This is a genomic window from Microtetraspora sp. NBRC 13810 (assembly GCF_030268685.1).
Lineage (GTDB): Bacteria > Actinomycetota > Actinomycetes > Streptosporangiales > Streptosporangiaceae > BSRQ01.
The window spans coordinates 134,195-150,569 of record NZ_BSRQ01000010.1 but is presented as its reverse complement, the minus strand read 5'-3'; the positions used below and the strand labels follow the sequence as shown (position 1 = coordinate 150,569).

At 72.4% G+C, this 16,375-nt stretch carries 13 protein-coding genes and 1 riboswitch; of the genes, 5 read left to right on the top strand and 8 right to left on the bottom strand.

Translation table 11 applies throughout. The features are described 5' to 3' along the window. Positions 1–54 precede the first annotated feature (54 nt). Positions 55–1,410, top strand: a complete 1,356-nt coding sequence (locus tag QSK26_RS21360; RefSeq protein ID WP_285776978.1) for a helix-turn-helix domain-containing protein — start codon at positions 55–57, stop codon at positions 1,408–1,410. A gap of 132 nt (positions 1,411–1,542) precedes the next feature. On the opposite strand, the gene egtE is transcribed toward QSK26_RS21360, so the two are convergent. From egtE to thiC, 8 genes are all read right to left on the bottom strand, one after another. Next, positions 1,543–2,739: an ergothioneine biosynthesis PLP-dependent enzyme EgtE gene (gene egtE, locus QSK26_RS21355; protein ID WP_285776977.1), complete on the bottom strand. Its 1,197-nt coding sequence runs from the start codon at positions 2,737–2,739 to the stop codon at positions 1,543–1,545. Then, positions 2,736–3,713 (bottom strand): L-histidine N(alpha)-methyltransferase, encoded by a 978-nt coding sequence (egtD, locus tag QSK26_RS21350; RefSeq protein WP_285776976.1) that lies wholly within the window; start codon positions 3,711–3,713, stop codon positions 2,736–2,738. Before egtD ends, egtE begins: the two co-directional genes overlap by 4 nt. Positions 3,714–3,734: 21 nt before the next feature. After that, entirely contained in the window at positions 3,735–4,439 is a 705-nt protein-coding gene (egtC, locus tag QSK26_RS21345) for an ergothioneine biosynthesis protein EgtC (protein WP_285776975.1), read from the bottom strand. Then, positions 4,440–5,735 carry an ergothioneine biosynthesis protein EgtB gene (egtB, locus tag QSK26_RS21340; protein ID WP_285776974.1) on the bottom strand — a complete coding sequence of 432 codons (1,296 nt, stop codon included), beginning with the start codon at positions 5,733–5,735 and terminating at the stop codon, positions 4,440–4,442. A 59-nt stretch (positions 5,736–5,794) separates the two neighbouring features. Then, positions 5,795–7,024 carry an ergothioneine biosynthesis glutamate--cysteine ligase EgtA gene (gene egtA / locus QSK26_RS21335; RefSeq protein ID WP_285776973.1) on the bottom strand — a complete coding sequence of 410 codons (1,230 nt, stop codon included), beginning with the start codon at positions 7,022–7,024 and terminating at the stop codon, positions 5,795–5,797. Positions 7,025–7,125: 101 nt separating this feature from the next. After that, positions 7,126–7,365, bottom strand: a complete 240-nt coding sequence (locus tag QSK26_RS21330) for an anti-sigma factor family protein (RefSeq protein WP_285776972.1) — start codon at positions 7,363–7,365, stop codon at positions 7,126–7,128. A gap of 40 nt (positions 7,366–7,405) precedes the next feature. After that, a complete protein-coding gene (locus QSK26_RS21325) occupies positions 7,406–8,041 on the bottom strand; it encodes an RNA polymerase sigma factor (protein ID WP_285776971.1) in 636 nt (211 codons plus the stop codon). Between the two features lie 153 nt (positions 8,042–8,194). Beyond that, entirely contained in the window at positions 8,195–9,814 is a 1,620-nt protein-coding gene (thiC, locus tag QSK26_RS21320; protein WP_285776970.1) for a phosphomethylpyrimidine synthase ThiC, read from the bottom strand. Beyond that, positions 9,811–9,922: riboswitch (TPP riboswitch) on the bottom strand. Its footprint overlaps the gene before it by 4 nt. Positions 9,923–10,057: 135 nt before the next feature. Between thiC and QSK26_RS21315 the strand changes: the two genes are divergently transcribed. The 4 genes from QSK26_RS21315 (at position 10,058) to QSK26_RS21300 (ending at position 16,169) form a co-directional block, all read left to right on the top strand. Next, on the top strand, positions 10,058–10,705 hold the full coding sequence (locus QSK26_RS21315) for a TetR/AcrR family transcriptional regulator (protein ID WP_285776969.1): 648 nt from the start codon (positions 10,058–10,060) through the stop codon (positions 10,703–10,705). A 181-nt stretch (positions 10,706–10,886) separates the two neighbouring features. Beyond that, the gene (locus tag QSK26_RS21310; protein WP_285776968.1) at positions 10,887–12,362 is read left to right on the top strand and encodes an MDR family MFS transporter; all 1,476 of its coding nucleotides are present in this window, start codon (positions 10,887–10,889) and stop codon (positions 12,360–12,362) included. A gap of 149 nt (positions 12,363–12,511) precedes the next feature. After that, positions 12,512–13,486 (top strand): DUF5996 family protein, encoded by a 975-nt coding sequence (locus tag QSK26_RS21305; protein ID WP_285776967.1) that lies wholly within the window; start codon positions 12,512–12,514, stop codon positions 13,484–13,486. A 238-nt stretch (positions 13,487–13,724) separates the two neighbouring features. Next, complete coding sequence (locus QSK26_RS21300; RefSeq protein WP_285776966.1) at positions 13,725–16,169, top strand: M14 family metallopeptidase; 2,445 nt, start codon at positions 13,725–13,727, stop codon at positions 16,167–16,169. Positions 16,170–16,375: the final 206 nt, after the last annotated feature.

The following is a 16,375-nucleotide window of genomic DNA, read 5'->3' as shown; positions in this document are numbered from 1 at the left end:
TGGATGAGGACACCCCCACTTGTCCTTTTGTCCTCTTCGCTGCATGGAGATGGAATGCCCCAGCCTGAAAAACCGCTTGAGCCCGGTAGATCCGCCCGCCACTGGTTCGGTGCGGAGTTGCGCAGACTGCGTCATGAGAGGGGCTGGCGGCAGGGCCAGCTGGCGGAGAAAGTACACGTCAGCGCCGGTCTGATCGGCAAGATCGAAAGGGCCAGCCGCAGGTGCGCCGACGACCTCGCCCCGATGCTGGACGAGGCGCTGGGCAGCGACGGCGTCCTGACCCGTGCCCTGGACCAGGTGCGGTCCGAAGAGGACAGGGCGCAGCCCCAAGGGGACAGAAAATCCGTCCCCGGCGTCCCGGAGGTCACTCAGGCCCCGCCCGGCCCGCCTCCGTGGCACGCCTCCCGCGCCTGCACCGGCCCCGATCCGGTCGCCGCGGTCTTCCCCGTCGCCCTCCGGCACCTCGTCCGGCAGATCGACCCCGTCCCCATGCCCCGGGCCATCGGCCCCCAGGAGATCGACCAGTTGCACGGGGCGGCGGCCACGGTGTCGGGCTGGGACAACCACTTCGGCGGCGCCGGGATGGTGCGCCAGACGGCGTCCGCGCAGTTACAGTGGGCGGCGGGCCTGCTGCGCATCCCCTGCCCGTCGTCGTTGCGTCCCGCGCTCTACGCCGCGGTGGCCCGGCTCGGCATGGTGGTCGGCGCGTCCGCGTTCGACGCCTACGCCCATCATGACGCCCGGCACGCCTTCACCGTCGCCACCCTGTGCGCCGAGGAGGCGGGGGAGTGGCACCTGCGCGCGAAGATCTACTCCTTCCGGTCCCGCCAGGCCACCTGGCTCGGCGACCCCGACGCCGGGTTGACCTACGCGGAGCTGGGGCTGGCCAGGGCCGACCGGCTGACCGCGACCGAGCGCGCCATGCTCCTCGTCGCCAAGGCGCGCGCCCTGGCGAAGATGCAGCGGTGCCGGGAGACCGTCGCGGCCGTGGGCGCGGCCGACGAGGCGTTCGCGCTGGCCCGCCCGGCAGGCGATCCCCCGTGGATGCGGTACTACGACAACGCCCAGCACCACGGCGACACCGGGCACGCCCTCTACGACCTGGTCCTCGGCGGCGGTGACGCGACGTCCGCGGGCGCCCGTCTCACCACCGCGGTGCACGGCCACGGCGACGACTTCGCCAGGTCGCGCGCGATGTCCCGGATCAAGCTGGCCTGCCTGATGATGGTGGCCGGTGATCCGCACGAGGCGGCCGACACTGGCCGGATCGCGCTCGGCGAGGTGGGCCGGCTGCGCTCCCGCCGGGCCGCCGACGACCTCCGCGAACTCGCCGCCCTGGGCGCCCGGCACCTCGCCGTCCCCGCCGTGGCCGATCTGTGCCGCCGCATCGCGGGCACGGCACGGCAGTAGGCGTCCCGCCCTTCCGGGGGGACGGACGCGGCCGTCCCCGCCGCGCGCCCCAGGCGTCCGTCGCGTGGCGGCTCGGGTGGCACCCGGGTCAGGCTCGGGTGGCAGCCGGGTCAGGCTCGGGTGGCAGCAGGGTCAGGTGGACAGGACGTGGGCGAGGGCGTGGAGGTGTTCGGCGGAGACATCCGGGGGCGGCGAGACGCGCAGGACCGGGGTGGGCAGGTCCGCGGGAGCCCTGTCCACCGGGACGGCGCCGACCTGGAGGCCGGCCGCGGCGGCCCGCGCCCTGGCCTGCCGCACGGCCTCGGCCGGGTCGGCGCCGGGCGGCGGGCGCAGGGTGACGACGGCGGACGGCTCGGCGAGGGGTTCCACGGCACGCCACCCGCCGGCCCCGTCCAGCGACCGCCGCGCCGCGACCCCCGCCTCCGCCAGTCGGGCCCGCACCGCCGCCGGGCCGAGCGCGTGGTGCTCCAGCACGGCGACGCCGAGTCCCACCCTGGCGGCGACGGCGGTCTCCGCGCTCTCGTAACGGGCCGCCCCGGGCAGCGGCGACGGTTCGCCGCCCGCCCAGCCGTACCCGCCGAGCCCGGGGGCGGCGGCGTGCATGCGCTCCTCGTCGAGGCCGGGCACGATCAGGAACCCGGCGCCGCGCGGCCCCGCCAGCCATTTGCGCGACGTGCCCACGTAGGCGGTGGCCTCGGCGCCGGTGACGTCCACGTGGCCGAGCGACTGGCACACGTCCAGCACCAGCGGCACCCCGGCGGCCCGGCACAGCCGCCCGGCGGCGTCCGCCGGCTGCACGATCCCCCGGTGCGAGGCGACGTGCGGCAGGGTGACCAGGGCGAGGCCGTCGAGCAGCGCGGCCAGGCCGTCCAGGTCGAGCCGGGAGTCGCCGTCCACGGGCAGTTCGACCAGCCGCCACCCGCGCGTCTCACGCAGCTGGCGCAGCAGCATGAGCGTGCTGCCGTACTCGGCGCGGGTGACGCCGATCCGGCTGCCCGGCGGCAGCCGCCAGCCGCCCAGCAGCGCGGCCATCGCCGCCGTCCCGCTCTCCAGGAACGCGACGTGCTCGGCCCGCGCCCCCACCAGGGCGGCCAGCGCGGCCCGCGGCACCGACAGGTCCGGCGCCGCCGCGTACCCGCCGCGCTCGCGTTCGAGTGCGAGGTGCTCCACGACGGCGTTCAGCACCCGGTCGCTGGGCACGCCGCAGCCGGCGGCGTCCAGGTGGCCGGGCGGGGCGGCCGAGCGGGCCGCCCGCCAGCGCCACGCCACCTCGTCCGCACCGGCCGGCGGGTGGGCGCCCGTTCCGCCCGCCAGGTCCGCCGCGGTCACACCTTGGCCAGCGTCAGACTGAAGTCGCCGTCGGGGTCGGTGTAGAGACGGTCCACCGTGAACCCCGCCGCCACCAGCTCGGCCCGCAGCCCGGCCGGCCGGAACTTGGCGCTGATCTCGGTGCGCATCTCCTCCCCGGCCGCGAACCGCACCGGCAGGGCCAGGTCCCGGACCTGCACCAGCATCGGCCGGGTCGCGCGCAGCCGCATCTCGATCCAGTCGTTGGGCGCGTCGTAGAGTGCCACGTGCGCGAAGGCGTCCGGTTCGAAGTCGGCGCCCAGCTCCCTGTTGATCACGTGCAGCACGTTCCGGTTGAACGCCGCCGTCACCCCGGCGGCGTCGTCGTAGGCCGCGACGAGCCGCCCGGTGTCCTTGACCAGGTCGGCGCCGAGCAGCAGCGAGTCGCCCGCGCGCAGGGTGTCGCGCAGCTCCTTCAGGAACACCTCACGGGCGGCCGGGCCCAGGTTGCCGATGGTGCCGCCGAGGAAGGCGACCATCCGCCGGCCGGTGCGCGGCAGCAGCGCGAGATGCCGCTCGAAGTCGGCGCAGACCCCCTGGACGGTGACGCCGGGATAGCGGGCCGCCAGCCGCCTGGCCGCGTCGCCGAGGGTGACCGCGTCCACGTCCACCGGCATGTAGGCGCGCAGCGACGAGGCGGCCAGCGCGTCGAGCAGCAGGACGGTCTTCTCGCTGGTCCCCGAACCCAGCTCGACGAGGGTGTCCGCGCCGGAACGCCGGGCGATGTCGCCGGCCCGCTCGCGCAGGATGGCCAGCTCCCTGCGGGTCGGGTAGTACTCGGGCAACCGGGTGATCTGCGAGAACAGGTCGCTGCCCGCCGCGTCGTAGAACCACTTGGACGGCAGCCACTTGGGCGACGCCGTGAGCCCGGTGCGCACGTCGTGTTCGAGCGCCTGGCGCAGGTAGTCGTGGTCGAGATGGTTGGTCACGTGGACGGTCGGCTGGGTGACGGGCACAGGGCCTCCTGGATCGATGGTTCACAGCGGCTGCACGCGCACGCCGTCTGGCGTGGCGAGGAGCAGGCTCCGTTCCGGTACGGGCTGCCAGCCGGGCCGGTCGTCGAGCGGTTCGCTCGCCACCAGCACTCCGTCTTCGAGGTGCAGGAAGAGGGTGTCGCCCCAGGCGGTCGCGGCGATCGACGCGCCGTCGCAGGCGAGCAGGTTCAGCCGGGCGTCCGGGTCCCCGCCGCCCGCCCGGACGACGACCTCGGCCAGGACGTCCCCGGCCGGGGCGCCGGCGCGCAGCCGGGCGAACACCGCGGCGGCCAGCCACGCCGAGTCGCAGGTGCTCTCCGCGTCGTCGGCCAGCGGCCTGAGCGCCTTCCTGTCCACCCGGCCGTTGTGGCTGAACAACCACCGGCCGTCGGTGAACGGCGCGGTGGCGGTCTCCTCCAGCGGCATCCCCACGGTGGCCGAGCGCACCGCGGCCAGCAGGCAGTGCGACCGGGCGGCCCTGGCGAGCCCGGGCAGGTTGGCGTCCGCCCAGATCGGGACGGTACGGCGGTAGCGGATCGGCTCGGGCAGCGTGCCGTCGTACCAGCCCATGCCGAAGCCGTCGGCGTTGACGACGCCGTGGCGTTGCAGCCGGGGCGCGTAGGACTGGCGGAGCAGCCCGTGCTCCGGGTCCTGGATGAGTGAGGCGAGGCTGCGCGGCTCGCCCAGCCAGGCGGCGTGCCGGCACATCTAGGACTCCGGCGCCGGGCGGGCGCAGCGGAAGCCGGTGAAGATCTGCCGCCTGATCGGATAGTCCCAGTTGCGGAACGTCGTGCGCACCGCCGCCGGGTCGGCCGCCCACGAGCCGCCGCGCAGCACCCGGTACTCCCGGCCGAAGAACACCTCGCTGTACTCCCGGTAGGGGAAACTGCGGAACCCCGGGTAGGGGTGGAACCACGATCCGGTCCACTCCCACACGTCGCCGATCATCTGCTCGGCCCCGTACGCGCTCGCCCCCGCCGGGTAGGCACCCAGCGGCGCCGGCCGCGCGGCCCGGTGCCCGAGGTTGGCCCGCTCGGGGCCGGGCGGCTCGTCGCCCCACGGGTAGGCGCGCGCCCGACCGGCCCGCGGGTCCCAGCCGCACGCCTTCTCCCACTCGGCCTCGGTGGGCAGCCGTTTGCCCGCCCAGCGGGCGTACGCGTCGGCCTCGTACCAGCACACGTGCTGCACCGGCTCGTCCGGCGGGACCGGCTCGGTGCGGCCGAAGCGGGTGCGCCACCAGGTGCCGCCCTCCCTGGTCCAGAACAGCGGCGCCGTGGCCCCGCTCTCCCGCAGCCAGCGCAGCCCCTCCGGGCTCCACCAGCGCGGGTCGCCGTAGCCGCCGTCCTCGACGAAGGCGATGTAGGCGGCGTTGCCGACCGGGAACCTGTCGATCCAGTAGGCGGGCAGCTCGACCTGGTGCGCGGGGCGTTCGTTGTCGTAGGCCCACGGGTGGGTGCCGGTGCCCATCGTGAACGGGCCGGCGGGCACGTACACCTCGGCCGCGCCGCCGGGCGAGCCGGACGGCAGGTCGCCGTCGCGGACCAGGCCGGGCCGCCCGGACAGCTGCAACGTGGCGAGCATCGTCTCGTCGTGCTGGTGCTCGTGCTGGATCACCAGGCCGAACACGAACCCGGACCGGTGCAGCGGGTCCGGTGACTCCAGGTCGAGCGCGTCCAGCACGTCGAGCACCCGGCCGCGCACGCCGGAGATGTACCGCCGGGCCTCGGCCGGGCCGAGGATCGGCAGCGAGGGCCGGTCCCTGCGCGGGTGCTTGAAGGCGTCGTAGATGTCGTCGATCTCCGGGCGCAGCGGCGTGATGCCGCCCGCCTCGCGCAGCACCCACAGCTCCTCGTAGTTCCCGACGTGCGCCAGGTCCCACACCAGCGGCGACATCAGCGCGGAGTGCTGGCGGGTCAGCACGTCGTCCTCCGCTTCGGTGTAGGCGAGGGAGCGGTCGCGCACGGCCAGCAGCTCCGCGGCGATGCGTTCCTTCAGGTGGTTCATGTCCGTCCTTCCTCGGGTGCTCGGCGCCGGTCCGCGGGGGCCGCGGGCAAGGGGGCCGGTCAGGGGGTCTCGGTGAGCCAGGACGCCAGCCGGGACCCCGGGTCTCGCGCCAGTTCGAGGAGACCGGCCGCGGGCGGGCGGCCGGTCGTCACGTGCCGGTCGGCGTACGCCGCCGCGGCGGCGGTCAGGCCGGGGGCCGCGCCCAGCCGGGGCAGCGCCTCCAGGGCCGCGCGGAAGCAGACCGCCGCGGCGCGCCGCAGCCCGCGGTCGGCCAGGCCGTGCCTGGCCGCCGCCCGCCACCCGTCCCGGTACGGCTCCGCCGCGGCGAGCGCCGCGTCCGCCGCCCGGTCGTCGACCAGGAGGGCGTGCGTCACGGCCACGCACACCGGCCAGTCCGCCGGGCTCTGGGCGTCGAGGTAGCGGATCTCCAGCCAGCCGCGCGGCCGTACCGGCGGGAAGAGGGTGGTGGCGTGGTAGGCGAGGTCGGCGAAGGTGGGCGGAACGCCGTTCCCGGTGACCCAGTCGCGGAAGGTGGAGCCGTCCCGGACGGTACGGCACCGGCCCGCGGAGTCCCTGACGAGCATGAGCCGGGCGTCGAGCAGGTACTCCGCCCAGGCGGCGGCCGGATCGGCGGCCTCGCCCGCGTCCGGCACCGGGGCGGTCCTGGTCCGGTCCAGGCCCTCCCAGACCGCCTGCCGGCCGGACATCCACCCGCACGGCCGGCCGAGGCTCAGCGGCGAGTTGGCGAACGCGGCGGTGAGGATCGGGCCCAGCAGGTTCGCCCGCCGCCAGCGTTCGGCCCCCCGGACGCCCAGGTCCACGTTCACCTGGATGGACGCGGTGGAACACATCATCAACGGTCCGAACGGCATGCCGAGGAACGCCGCCATCGCCTCGTACCTGGGTTCGCGAAGCTGCCGTACGGCCGGCCGTACCGGGTCCAGGCCGACGCCGGCGAGCGCCAGGCCGGCCTCGTCCAGCGCGGCGCGGGCCAGCGCCACGTCACCGGCGAGGGCCGCGACCGCCTCGGGCAGCGGCCCCGCGGGGCCGGACAGCTCCAGCTGGCCGCCTGGCTCGAAGGTGACGCGGCTGCCGCCCGGCAGCGCGGGGAGCGCGTCCGCGATCCTGGCGATGGGGACCTGGACGCCCACGGCCGAGCGGTCGAACACCAGGAACTCCAGCTCGGCGCCCACCTGGTCGCCGGTCGAGCCCCGGAAGCACTGGCGGGCGTAGTCCTCCACCTCGGAGACATCCCTGATCGGCGCGGCGTCGGTCGCCAGGCTCGTCATGTCTTCCTCCTCCGCCGGGTGTACACGGATCTACAGATCCGGCAGGCCCTCCGGCGTTACAGGAGAAAGCGCGGGAATACGAGAAAGTTTTCGCCAGGTCGTCAGGTACGCCGGGCGGTGCGGAACGCGGTGAGCAGGCGCTCACGGGTGGCGGGCGAGAGGTTCTCGCCCGGGGCGTCGCCCAGCGCCTTGACGGTGGTGCGGTACTGCGCGAGGTAGCGGGTGCACGCGGCACAGTCGGTCAGGTGGTCGCCGAAGCGGTGCCGCGCAGCGTCGTCGAGCCCGTCGTCGAGATAGTCCGTGACGAGTTCGACCAGCTCTTCACAGCTGAACCGCTTCACGATGCGGACCGCCTTACCTGCAGGGGGCTGAACCGATTCACTACGCCGACCGCCTCACCGTCTCGAAATAGTCTTCCAGCCGACCGCGGACGAAGGCACGGGCGCGATGCAGCAGAACCCGCTGGTTGGCCGCGGTGATATCCAGGATCGCGCAGACTTCCGCCGGTGTGCAGCCCTCGACGTCACGAAGTGTGATGACGATCCGCTGCCGGGCCGGCAGCGCGGCGAGGGCGGTGGCGATCTGGCCGCGCATCTCGGCGGCGAGCGCCTCCCCCTCGGGCGCGGGCCACGCGGCGGGGAGTTCCTTCCAGCGTCCCGGGAGCGCGTCGTCCGGGCCGGTGAAGGGCGAGGCACCGTCCACCGGAGCGTTCGACGCGCCGAAGGCGCTGCTCCAGGGGAGGGTGCGGCTCTCCCGGAGGCCCCGCTTCTTGGCCGCGTTGACCAGGATGCGGTAGACCCAGGTCTTGACCGAGGAGCGGCCCTCGAAGCCGTCGATGCCGCTGATCACCGCGAGCCAGGTGTCCTGCACGACCTCCTCGGCGGAGTCGTTGGTGGACACGTAGGTCCGGGCCACCCGCAGCATGCCCCGTGACCACGTGTCCAGAAGCGCCGCGAACATCTCGTCGTCCCCCGCGCGCAGAGCCGCGATGACGACGTCGTCCGGGGGCAACCCCACACTCGTCTCCTCCCGGTCAGGGCGTACTCCCATATCATCCCACCAGGAGCCGTTATCAGGCCATTCCGGGTCAAACTTCGTATTTTGGCCAGGTAAGGAAGGCGAATGCCGCCGTCCCAGATTGGGGACGGCGGCATCGCGTGACCCGATTTCTCAGGCGGGGTCGAGCGGGAGGTAGATCCGCCCGCCCTGGCGGGCGAACTCCTCGGCCTTCTCCTTCATCCCGGAGGCGAGCGCGTCCTGCTCGGCGAGGCCCTTGGCCTCGGCGTACCGCCGCACGTCCTGGGTGATCTTCATGGCGCAGAAGTGCGGGCCGCACATGCTGCAGAAATGCGCCGTCTTCGCGGGCGCCGCGGGCAGGGTCTCGTCATGGAAGGACCGGGCCGTGTCCGGGTCCAGCGCCAGGTTGAACTGGTCCTCCCAGCGGAACTCGAACCGCGCGTCGGACAGCGCGTCGTCCCACGCCTGGGCGCCGGGATGCCCCTTGGCCAGGTCGGCCGCGTGCGCGGCGATCTTGTACGCGATCACCCCGGCCTTGACGTCGTCGCGGTCGGGCAGGCCGAGATGCTCCTTGGGGGTGACGTAACACAGCATGGCGGTGCCGAACCAGCCGATCATGGCGGCGCCGATCGCCGAGGTGATGTGGTCGTAGCCCGGCGCGATGTCGGTGGTGAGCGGCCCGAGCGTGTAGAACGGCGCCTCCGCGCACAGCTCCTGCTGGAGCCGGACGTTCTCCTCGATCTTGTGCATGGGCACGTGGCCGGGCCCCTCGATCATCACCTGGCAGTCGTACTCCGCCGCGATCGAGGTCAGCTCGCCCAGCGTGCGCAGCTCGGCGAACTGCGCCTCGTCGTTGGCGTCCGCGATCGACCCCGGCCGCAGGCCGTCGCCCAGCGAGAACGTCACGTCGTAGGCCGCGAAGATCTCGCACAGCTCCCGGAAGTGCGTGTAGAGGAAGCTCTCCTCGTGGTGGGCCAGGCACCAGGCGGCCAGGATGGACCCGCCCCTGGACACGATGCCGGTCTTGCGCCGCGCGGTCAGCGGCACGTAGGCCAGCCGCACCCCCGCGTGCACCGTCATGTAGTCCACGCCCTGCTCGCACTGCTCGATCACGGTGTCCCGGTAGACCTCCCAGCTCAGGTCCTCCGCCCTGCCCTTGACCTTCTCCAGCGCCTGGTAGATCGGCACGGTGCCGACCGGGACGGGGGAGTTGCGCAGGATCCACTCCCGGGTCTCGTGGATCCGCTTCCCGGTGGACAGATCCATGATCGTGTCCGCGCCCCACCGGGTGGCCCAGCGCATCTTGTCCACCTCCTCCTCGATCGAGGAGGACACGGACGAGTTCCCGATGTTGGCGTTGATCTTCACCAGGAAGTTCCTGCCGATGATCATCGGTTCGGTCTCGGGATGGTTGACGTTGACGGGCAGCACCGCCCGCCCGGCGGCCAGCTCGTCCCGCACGAACTCGGGCGGCACTCCCTCCCGCAGCGCCACGAACTCCATCTCCGGGGTGATCACCCCCCGTTTCGCGTATCCGCGCTGGGTGAGATGCTCGCCGCGGCGGGCCTCGACCCACCCGGCGCGCAGCTTCGGCAGCCCCGCGGCCAGGTCGGGAACGTGCCCGGGGTCGGTGTACGGCCCCGAGGTGTCGTACAGGACGACGGACTCCCCGTTGGTGAGCGGGATCTCGCGCGCGGGCACCCGGATGTCCGGCCGCGAGCCGATCAGGTAGGTCTTGCGAGCAGGCAGCACAACATTGTCAGAGATCGTCATGGCGATCGACAACTCCCTACGCCGGCATTACCCGGTCAGGTTCCGGCGGTCGGCGACCCTATGTGTCGCCCTCTCAGCCCGGTCGGCCGGGCTCCCGCGTACTGTCGCCATGACGTTAACCCGACAGCCCCCCGGTCGCGCAAGACCTTGACATCGCACCTTTCCCATGTTTGTCAGGTGTCTTCTGTTCCTGCATATTGTGAAAAGTTGCACAATCTGAAAGTCTGTTCGTATGATCGTCCTATGGGGGGCGTGAAGGTCCGGAATCTCGCGGGGGCGGCCGACCTCGGCCGGCGGGACCGCAAAAAGCATGAGACGCGTGCCGCGCTGGAGCGGGCGGCTCTCGACCTGGTGGCCGAGCACGGGCTCGGCGGGGTGACCGTCGAGGACATCAGCCAGGCCGCCGACGTGTCCTCGCGCACGTTCTTCAACTACTTCTCCTGCAAGGAAGAGGCGATCATCGGCGGGCCGCCGGTGATGGCCGCCGAGATCGCCGATTCGATGGCCGCCGCCCCGCCGGGGCTCCCGGTCGTCGAGGTGCTGCGCCTCGCGCTGCGCGCCGAGGCGGGCCGGCTCCAGCGGCGCAGGGAGTGGTGGCTGCTGAAGATGCGGGTGTTCGAGCGGAACCCCTCTCTGCTTCCGCACCTGCTGGCGAACGGCGCCGAGGTCGAGCGCTCGGTGCAGGCCGCCGTCGCCGCCCGGGTCGGCGACGGTCCCGGCGCCCTCGGCTATCCGATGCTCGCCGCCGCCGTGGCCTGCACGGCCTTCCGCTGCGCGGTGGTGCGCTGGGCCGCCGAGACCGGCGACGCCGGCGCCCCCGATCTGCGTGACCTGCTCGACGAGGCGTTCGACGCCCTCGCGGCGGGGCTGCCCGATCCGTCCTCCGAGTGAGAGCCGGGCCGCCCACCCGTACCCGACCGTCCGGTCCGGCGCCGACCGCCGCCCGGCAGACCACAGAAACCGAGGAAGAATGGCAACCACCAGTGTGCCCCCGCCCGAGAAGGAAGCCGACGACACCGGGCGAACCTCCCGCCGGAAGGTGCTTCAGGCATTATCCGGTCTGATGGTGGGCATGTTCGTGTCGATCCTGGCCTCCACGGTCGTGGCGAACGCCCTGCCCCGCATCATCGCCGACCTCGACGGCACCCAGACCGTCTACACCTGGATCGTCACCTCCGAGCTGCTCGCGATGACGGCGACCGTGCCCCTGTGGGGCAAGATGGCCGACCTCTACAGCAAGAAGCTGCTGATCCAGCTCTCGCTCGGGCTCTTCGTCGTCGGATCGCTGATCGCCGGCTTCACGCCCAACGTCGAGATCCTCATCCTCAGCCGGGTCGTGCAGGGCGTCGGCGCGGGCGGCATGAGCGCGCTCGCCATGATCGTCATGGCGGCGATGATCCCGCCGCGCGAGCTGGGCCGCTACGCGGGCGTCTTCGGCGCCGTGTTCGGCGTCGGCACCATCGCCGGGCCGCTGATCGGCGGCCTGCTGGTGGACACCCCGTGGCTCGGCTGGCGCTGGTGCTTCCTGATCGGCGTCCCGTTCACCGTCATCGCGATCGTCCTCCTCCAGCGCACCCTCTCCCTGCCGGTCGTGCGCAAGGAGATCAAGGTCGACTACCTGGGCGCCTTCCTCATCACGGCGGGCGTGTGCACGATCCTGGTGTGGTCGTCGCTGGCCGGCAACCAGTTCGCCTGGGCGTCGTGGTGGACGGCCGGCCTGGTCGGCGTCGGCGTGCTGCTCCTCGCCGTGGCGGTCTGGGTGGAGTCGCGGGCGGCCGAGCCGATCATCCCGCTCGGCATCTTCCGCAACCGCACGGTCACCCTGGCCACCGTCGCGAGCGTGCTCGTCGGCGTCGCGATGTTCGGCGGGACGGTCTTCCTGTCGCAGTACTTCCAGATCGCCCTGGGTTACTCGCCCACCGTCGCCGGTCTGATGAGCCTTCCGATGATCTTCGGACTGCTGGTCTCCTCCACGGTCGCCGGGCAGCTCATCACCAAGTGGGGCCGCTGGAAGGGCTTCCTGGTCGCCGGCGGCGTCATCATGCTGGCCGGTATGGCGCTGCTCGGCACCATCGGCGGGCAGACCAGCACCCTGGTGCTCTCGATCTACATGGCCGTGCTCGGCATCGGCGTCGGCATGCTCATGCAGAACCTCGTGCTCGCCGCGCAGAACGACGTGCCGGCCCAGGACCTGGGCGTCACCACCTCCGTGCTGACGTTCTTCCGCAGCATGGGCGGCGCGGTCGGGGTGAGCGCCCTGGGCGCGGTGCTGGCCAACCGGGTCACCACCCTGATGACCGAGAGGCTCGGGCCCATCGCCGGGGGCGCGGGCGCGCCGGCCGACGCCGTGCCCGACATCGCCTCCCTGCCCGCCCCGGTGCGAACCGTCGTCCAGGACGTCTACGCCACCGCGACCGCCGACCTGTTCCTCATCGGCGTGCCGCTCACCGCGCTGGCCCTGCTGGCGGTGCTGTTCATCAAGGAGAAGCCGCTGAACACCCTGTCCGGCGACGAGCGGCTCGCCCAGGAGAACGCCGCGGCGCACTGACGCCCCGCCGCCGGGGGCTCCACGCCGGGGCCCCCGGTCAGGCGGCACCGGCGCCCGCCCCCCACCGGCCTCATACGCCGCGACCCCGGCCTTGACCCCCGACCCTGCGGTACGGCGTTTCGGGACGGCGGGCGGGGAAGGGGAGGGGTATGGAGGTGTTCCCCGCCGCGCCGGCGGCCGGATGGCAGGACACGAAGGCCACCCTGCACCGGTTCGCCCAGGTGGTCGGCAAGATCCGGCTGGCCTCCGGGGTCCGGCGCAACCACTGGTGGCACGTGCCGTTCCACCTCACCGGCCGCGGCCTGACCACGCGGCCCATGGGGCTGATCGACGGCAACCCGATCTTCACGATCGACTTCGACTTCGCCGCCCATCGGCTGGTGGTCGCCGCGCTCGACGGCAGGACGGTGTCGTTCCCGCTCCAGGGCAGGTCGGTCGCGTCCTTCTACCACGAGGTGCTGCGCGCGCTCGCGGCCCTGGACGTGCGGGTGGAGATGGACGCGCCGCACCCCTTCGACCTGCCCGACGCGGACCGGCCGTTCGCCCAGGACACCGAGCACGCGGCCTACGACCCCGCCGCCGCCACCTGGTACTGGCGGGTGCTGAGCCAGGTCAACCTCGTGCTGGAGGAGTACGCCGCCGGGTTCTCCGGCAAGACCAGCCCGGTGCACCACTTCTGGCACACCTTCGACATCGCGTGCAGCCGGTTCGGCGACCGGGTGATCGGCCAGCCGCCCGACGCCGACCCGGTGACCCGCGAGGCGTACTCCCGCGAGGTGATCAGCTCCGGCTTCTGGTTCGGCGACGAGTCCCCGGCCGTGTCCGCCTCCGTGCCCCCTTCGGCGTCCCCCTCCGGGCCCGCCTTCTACTCCTACACCGCCCCCGAGCCGGAAGGGCTGACCGGCGAGCCGCTGCTGCCCGCCGAGGCGCGGTGGACCGAACGCGGCGGCGGCCACCTGGCCGTGCTGCCGTACGACGACGCCCGTGCCGCGGACGACCCGCGCTGCGCCGTCCTGGAGTTCTACGAGAGCGCCTACCGGGCGGGCGCCCGGTGCGCGAAGTGGGACATCGCCCGCCTGGCCTGCCCCGGCGGCATCACCGACCCGTGGCTGCGGACGCCCTGATCACGACAGCACGAAACGCCGCCTTATGCGTGCTTTATCCGGTTATGTGCGCCTATGGGCCTTATGTCGGTAAAAATCACAAACATCATAGATAAGGAATCCGGGCGCCTGAATACGGATTTTTGGGGCTTGACGGAGCTCCTGCGTATGATCAAAACTGCTCCCACTTGTGTGCTTTTTGCCGGGATACCACCCTCATATCCCGGGTCCCGAGCGCACCAACTGGAGGCATCCCACCATGAGGAGTTCCCCCCGGGGGAGGAGAGCCCGCCGCGTAGCGGTGGCGGTCTCGTTCCCCATCGTCCTCGCCCTGTCCCCCCTGCCGGTGCTCGCCGCTCCCTCTCCCCAGCCGGCCGAGGTCGTTCCGGACCGGCAGCCGAGCGTGGCACAGGACGGCGTCGGACTGCTGCGGGTCATCGTCCCCGACCAGGCGGCGTTGGACCGTTTGAACGCGCTGGGCGTGGACCTGGCGGAGTACAAGAAGCCGCTCGACAACGGCATCGAGGTGCACGCCGTACTCAGCCCGCAGGAGGCCGAGGACCTGCGTGGCCAGGGCTTCGACGTCCGCGGCCCCATCTCCGACCAGTCCGACTTCGCCGCCAACCAGGCCCAGCGGAACCAGGCTCTCCGCTCCGCCGCCGCGGCCGAGGGTGAGAAGGACACGCTCACCCCGCTGCGCGCCGAGTGGTTCACCAGCGGTGACCAGCGGTTCCTGGCGGTGGAGGTGAAGACGACCGCGACCGACGCGGAGACCGTGCTCACCGTCGCCTGGGACCAGGGCCCGCGCACCGAGCCCGGCTCCGGCGGCACGGCGACCATGGCCCGCTTCACCGACGCCGGCCAGTACATGTACCACCGGTTCAACGAGCCGGTGGCGATCGACAAGACCCCGGCGAAGGTCACGATCACCAGCAGCCGCGGCGGTTCGATCACGGTCCCGGTGGTCAAGTGGCTGGGCGAGCCGCGCAAGGACCCGGGCCGGCACTACGTCTCGGACTTCGTGGACCACTACATGGACCCGACCGAGGTGACCGACCGGATCACCGGCCTCGCCCGCGAGTTCCCGAAGATCTCGCAGATCGTCGCGCTGCCGTACAAGACGAACGGCTACCGCCGCGCCGCGCAGGCGCAGTTCGGCACCGCCGCGGCCGCCACGTTCTACGTGAGCACCAAGGCCTACGGGTCCGAGGGCGGCAACGACGTCAGCGTGGCCCTGGTCAAGCCGGAGACGGCCTCGGCCCCGCTCGGCGTGGTCGTGAACGGCAAGGACATCGTGGTCAACCTGGCCACCGACGCCTCCGCCGCGGTGTCCAGCACCGCCGCCCAGGTGGTGCAGGCGCTCGGCGCCGACGCGGCCGCGTCCGCGCTGGTGACCGCCGCCACCTACCGGGGCAACGCCGGCGCGGGCGTGGTCGCGCCGGCCGCCGCCACGAAGCTGACCGACAACCTGAAGGCACCCGCGACCGTCTCCCGCGCCCCCTTCGAGACGAAGGTGCTGCGCATCGGCAAGAAGCGGGACGGCTCCAAGCCCGGCGTGTTCCTCTACTGCCAGGAGCACGCGCGTGAGTGGGTGACCACGCTGACCTGCGTGGAGACCGCCGAGCGGCTGCTGCGCAACTATGCCCGTGACAGCGCGACGCGCAAGCTGGTGGACGACCTCGACATCTTCATCATGCCGGTGGTCAACCCCGACGGCGGGCACTACAGCTTCTACGACTACAACATGCAGCGCAAGAACATGACCAACCACTGCGCCGCGAACGCCGCCGACCCGGCCTCCCGCAACTCGTGGGGCGTCGACCTGAACCGCAACTTCTCCGTCGGCTCCATCCGCGACGGGTACAGCGGCGCGTCGACGAACTGCACCAGCGGCACCTACGCCGGTCCGGCCGAGCTGTCGGAGCCGGAGGCGCGCAACGAGGTCTGGCTGACCGAGAAGTTCCCGAACATCAAGTTCGCGATGAACACCCACTCCTACGGCGGCTACTTCATGTGGCCTCCGGGCGCCTACAAGGAGGAGGGCCGCGAGCTGCTGCCCTCGCCCGACTTCGGCACCGAGAACTACTTCTGGGAGGCGTCCGGCCACATCCTCTCCGCGGTGAAGTCCTGGCGCGGCACGGCGATCTGGCCCGGTCGCACCGGCCCGGTGCCGGACGTGCTGTACTCCGCCGCCGGCAACAGCGCCGACGAGCACTGGTACGGCCGGGGCATCATCGGCTGGGACTTCGAGGTCGGCGCCGACCTGTGGGACCCGGCCACCAAGACGTTCCAGCCGGTCGGGTTCCAGCCGCCGTTCGCCGAGGGACACCAGGAGGCCATGGAGTTCTCCAGCGGCCAGATCGGCATCCTCGAGGTCGCCAGGGCGTTCGGCGACGACGACCGCAGCCCCGACTCCAAGCTGGAGGTGACCGCGCGGAACTCCGGTTCCACCACGTTCACCTTCTCCATGGACGAGCCGGCCAACCTCTACTACACGCTGGACGGCAGCCGCCCGACGTACCAGTCGCCGAAGCTCACCTTCGCGGGCACCCGTGAGGGCACCCAGAGCTTCACCGTCGACAAGACGACCGACGTGCGCTGGTTCTCGGTGGACGTCGCCGGCAACGTGGAGCGGAACTACCGTCCCGACGGCCATTCCGACAACTACCGCAAGGAGCGGGTGGAGGTGCGCCGCCACCGGTAACCCCACCGGGCACGATCGCCCCCGACACGAGCTGATGGCCGCCGGTCCCCGGACCGGCGGCCATCGCCATGTCCGGACCCTCCGGCGGCGGTCGCCCCCGGCGGTCCCATGCCTCCGAACGCGTCTGGCGGGTTCACGCCATGTCAGGTTCCCGCCAAGCACATGGTCTGGACGGGGCGGGGCCGCCGCCACTAGGTATTGGGGCC

What these genes read in the sequence shown, in the direction of transcription:
- QSK26_RS21315 (WP_285776969.1), top strand. Translation starts at nt 10,058, where the DNA reads ATGGGGGGCGTGAAGGTCCGGAATCTCGCGGGGGCGGCCGACCTCGGC.
- egtA (WP_285776973.1), bottom strand. Translation starts at nt 7,024, where the DNA reads ATGACGAGCCTGGCGACCGACGCCGCGCCGATCAGGGATGTCTCCGAG.
- QSK26_RS21305 (WP_285776967.1), top strand. Translation starts at nt 12,512, where the DNA reads ATGGAGGTGTTCCCCGCCGCGCCGGCGGCCGGATGGCAGGACACGAAG.
- egtC (WP_285776975.1), bottom strand. Translation starts at nt 4,439, where the DNA reads ATGTGCCGGCACGCCGCCTGGCTGGGCGAGCCGCGCAGCCTCGCCTCA.
- thiC (WP_285776970.1), bottom strand. Translation starts at nt 9,814, where the DNA reads ATGACGATCTCTGACAATGTTGTGCTGCCTGCTCGCAAGACCTACCTG.
- QSK26_RS21360 (WP_285776978.1), top strand. Translation starts at nt 55, where the DNA reads ATGCCCCAGCCTGAAAAACCGCTTGAGCCCGGTAGATCCGCCCGCCAC.
- QSK26_RS21300 (WP_285776966.1), top strand. Translation starts at nt 13,725, where the DNA reads ATGAGGAGTTCCCCCCGGGGGAGGAGAGCCCGCCGCGTAGCGGTGGCG.
- QSK26_RS21310 (WP_285776968.1), top strand. Translation starts at nt 10,887, where the DNA reads ATGTTCGTGTCGATCCTGGCCTCCACGGTCGTGGCGAACGCCCTGCCC.
- egtB (WP_285776974.1), bottom strand. Translation starts at nt 5,735, where the DNA reads ATGAACCACCTGAAGGAACGCATCGCCGCGGAGCTGCTGGCCGTGCGC.